At 31.6% G+C, this 250-nt stretch carries 1 protein-coding gene; it reads right to left on the reverse strand.

Going from position 1 to position 250, the window contains the following annotated elements; genetic code table 11:
• Window positions 1-246: hypothetical protein (locus tag FN960_RS24525; RefSeq protein WP_368854071.1), on the reverse strand; the 246-nt coding region annotated here is incomplete at its 3' end.
• Between the last annotated feature and the right edge of the window lie 4 nt (window positions 247-250).

Genomic DNA, 250 nt, shown 5'->3' on the forward strand with positions numbered 1-250 from the left:
CGTCCCTTTTGAAGCGAGAATTGATTTTCCTTGATACCTAACATAATGCATGAAAGGATCCTTCAACAACAATAGATTGACTTGAAAAGCCTTAACAAAGACTTTTACAAGATATTTTATTTTTCCATAGAAATAAATTCGCTCAAAAAATACCCCAGAAGATGTTAATCGTAAATGAGAAGATCGGTTACGGAGAAAAAGTAAGATGGATTCGTATTCATAAACATGAGAATTATATAGGAACAAGAAA

It is taken from the genome of Alkalicoccobacillus porphyridii (genome assembly GCF_007293315.1).
Lineage (GTDB): Bacteria > Bacillota > Bacilli > Bacillales > Bacillaceae_D > Alkalicoccobacillus > Alkalicoccobacillus porphyridii.